The organism is Streptomyces niveiscabiei (genome assembly GCF_001419795.1).
GTDB classification, from domain to species: Bacteria; Actinomycetota; Actinomycetes; order Streptomycetales; family Streptomycetaceae; genus Streptomyces; species Streptomyces niveiscabiei.
On the sequence record NZ_LIRL01000037.1, the window covers coordinates 1 to 2619 of the forward strand.

The following is a 2619-nucleotide window of genomic DNA, read 5'->3' on the forward strand; positions in this document are numbered from 1 at the left end:
TGTACTTCTCCGGACCGACAGAAAGCGCTTGCTGTCGGTCGCCCGTCGAAGACATCCGCAGGGATCCGGAGGACAACCGCCCATGGCGTCGTCGTACGAGCGACCGCTCGACCACCGCTACCGGGACGAGCACCCTGTCCGCACACTCGCCTACCTCTTGCGCGCCGACCGCCGCAAAATCCTCGCGGCCGTCGCCGTGTTCACCGTGAAGCACAGCCCCGTCTGGCTGCTCCCGCTGATCACCGCGTCGATCATCGACACCGTCGTCCAGCACAGCGAGATCGGCCGCCTGTGGACGAGCACCGGCGTGATCATGTTCATCCTGCTGGTCAACTACCCCCTGCACCTGGTGTACGTACGGCTCCTGTACGGCAGCGTGCGCCGCATGGGCACGACCCTGCGCTCGGCGCTGTGCACCCGCATGCAGCAACTCTCCATCGGCTACCACTCCCGCGTCAGCGCGGGCGTGCTCCAGGCGAAGGTCGTCCGGGACGTCGAGTCGGTCGAGCAGATGGTGCAGCAGACCGCCGAACAGGGCCTGGGCGCGGTCACCGTCCTGACCGGCGGCCTGATCATCATCGCCGTGCGCACACCGGAGTTCCTGCCGGTGTTCCTCGTCGTCGTCCCCGCCGCCGCGTTCGTCGTGGCCCGCCTCAGGGAACGCCTGCGCAGCCACAACGAGGACTTCCGGCACGAGGTGGAGGCCCTGTCGTCCCGCGTCACCGAGATGACCCGCCTCATCCCGGTGACCCGCGCGCACGGCCTGGAGCGCAAGGCGCTGCGCCGCATGGACGGCACGCTGAGCCGCCTCCTGGACTCGGGCCTCAGGCTCGACCTGGTCAACGGCCGCTTCGGCTCGCTGGCCTGGGTCGTCCTCAACGTCGTCGGCGTCCTCGTCCTCGCGGGCGCCGCGCTCGTCTCGTACTACGGCACCTGGGGCGTGACCGCCGGTGACGTCGTCATGCTCAGCGCCTTCCTGACCACCCTGACCGGCTGCGTCACCACCCTCACCGGCCTCGCCCCGCTCGTCACCAAGGGCCTGGAGTCGGTCCGCTCGATCGGCGAGGTCCTCCAGGCGCCGGAGACGGAGGACAACGACGGCAAGACCGAAATCACGTCCGTCCAGGGCGCGGTGACGTTCCGTCAGGTCGACCACGCGTACGACGCCGGCCGGGCCGCCGTCCGTGACTTCACCCTCGACGTCACGCCCGGCGAGACGATCGCCCTCGTCGGCGCGTCCGGCGCGGGCAAGTCCACCGTCCTCAACCTGGTCATCGGCTTCATCCGGCCGACCTCGGGCCAACTCCTCCTGGACGGCGCCGACATGAGCACCCTGGACCTGCGCACGTACCGCCGCTTCGTCTCCGTCGTCCCCCAGGAGTCCATCCTCTTCGACGGCACGATCCGCGAGAACGTCGCGTACGGCATGGAGGACGAGGCCGACGAGGCGTCGGTCCGCGCGGCCCTGCGCGACGCCAACGCCCTTGAATTCGTCGACAAGTTGCCCCAGGGCCTGGACACCCTGGTCGGCGAACGAGGCGCCCGCCTCTCCGGCGGCCAACGTCAACGCCTCGCGATAGCAAGGGCGTTGATCCGAGACCCCAAGGTCCTGGTCCTCGACGAAGCGACCTCGGCCCTGGACACCCGCTCCGAGGCCCTGGTCCAACAGGCCCTGGCCCGCCTCCTCCAGGGCCGCACCACCTTCGTCGTCGCCCACCGCCTCTCCACCGTCCGGGGCGCCGACAGGATCGTGGTCATGGACGACGGCCGCATCCGCGAAGTCGGCACCCACGACGAACTCCTGCGCAGGGGCGGGGCGTACACGGCGCTGCATGCCGGACAGGCGGCGTGAGATGGGCGTGTTCATCAGCGTCCGGGGCTGGCTGGAGTGCGACGACCGGCAACTCGCGGCCGTCCACGAGATCGTCCGCGACGCCGACGACGGCTTCTACAGCGGCGGCTGGAGCTTTCCCGCCCCCGTCAACTGGACCCGCTACGCCTTCTTCGGCGCCGACTTGCGGGCCGGCGACGCCCCGTGGCTGCTCGACCAGTTGAGGCGGATCGCCGAACTCCCCGCCTCCGACGCGGACGGCGACCTGGTCACCGGTTTCTTCCTCGCGACCCACGAGGTGGAGGGCGCGAGCCAGTGGCAGATCCGCGACGGCGACCTGCACAGCACGCCCGCGCCCGAGACCCTGCGCTATCTCGACGTCTAAGGTCGATGGCAGACGCGACAGTGTCCTGAAGAGGGGGGATGCGCATGGCCGTCGACGTGTGGCACGAGTACGTCGCACGTGAACTGGGGCCCGTGCTCGCGGTGTTGGTCGCGCGGGCCGGGAAGCGGAGTCAGGAGCCGGTGCCGGGGGCGCTGGAGTGGACCCTGCCGTGGGGGATGGACGACGGCAACGGGCTGGTCCGGGTCACCCTGTTCACCGAGATCGTGCCGGAGAGCTTCGAGCGCCGGGTCCGGGTCGTCGTGGCCGCCGCCGCGCGGGGGTTCCTGGAGGGCGGCGGGAAGCTCACGCTGCCCCGGTACGCCGACTGGGGCGCCGAGTACGGGCGTTCGCGCGGCGGGACCGACGCGGACGGCGCACGCCGGGTCCCGCCGCCGGACGGCCC

The 2619-nt window shown here is 70.8% G+C and carries 3 protein-coding genes; all 3 read left to right on the forward strand.

Annotation, left to right across the window (positions count from 1 at the left end; all coding sequences use genetic code 11):
* Positions 1-82 precede the first annotated feature (82 nt).
* Positions 83-1852 (forward strand): ABC transporter ATP-binding protein, encoded by a 1770-nt coding sequence (locus AOK24_RS02610; RefSeq protein WP_055718412.1) that lies wholly within the window; start codon positions 83-85, stop codon positions 1850-1852.
* Positions 1833-2216: a hypothetical protein gene (locus AOK24_RS02615; RefSeq protein WP_338060925.1), complete on the forward strand. Its 384-nt coding sequence runs from the start codon at positions 1833-1835 to the stop codon at positions 2214-2216. Before AOK24_RS02610 ends, AOK24_RS02615 begins: the two co-directional genes overlap by 20 nt.
* Before the next feature lie 44 nt (positions 2217-2260).
* Positions 2261-2619, forward strand: a 359-nt coding sequence (locus AOK24_RS02620; RefSeq protein ID WP_159051777.1) for a hypothetical protein, incomplete at its 3' end; no start/stop codon positions are given.

Coding starts and splice junctions, on each gene's coding strand:
- AOK24_RS02610 (WP_055718412.1), top strand. CDS start 83: ATGGCGTCGTCGTACGAGCGACCGCTCGACCACCGCTACCGGGACGAG.
- AOK24_RS02615 (WP_338060925.1), top strand. CDS start 1,833: ATGCCGGACAGGCGGCGTGAGATGGGCGTGTTCATCAGCGTCCGGGGC.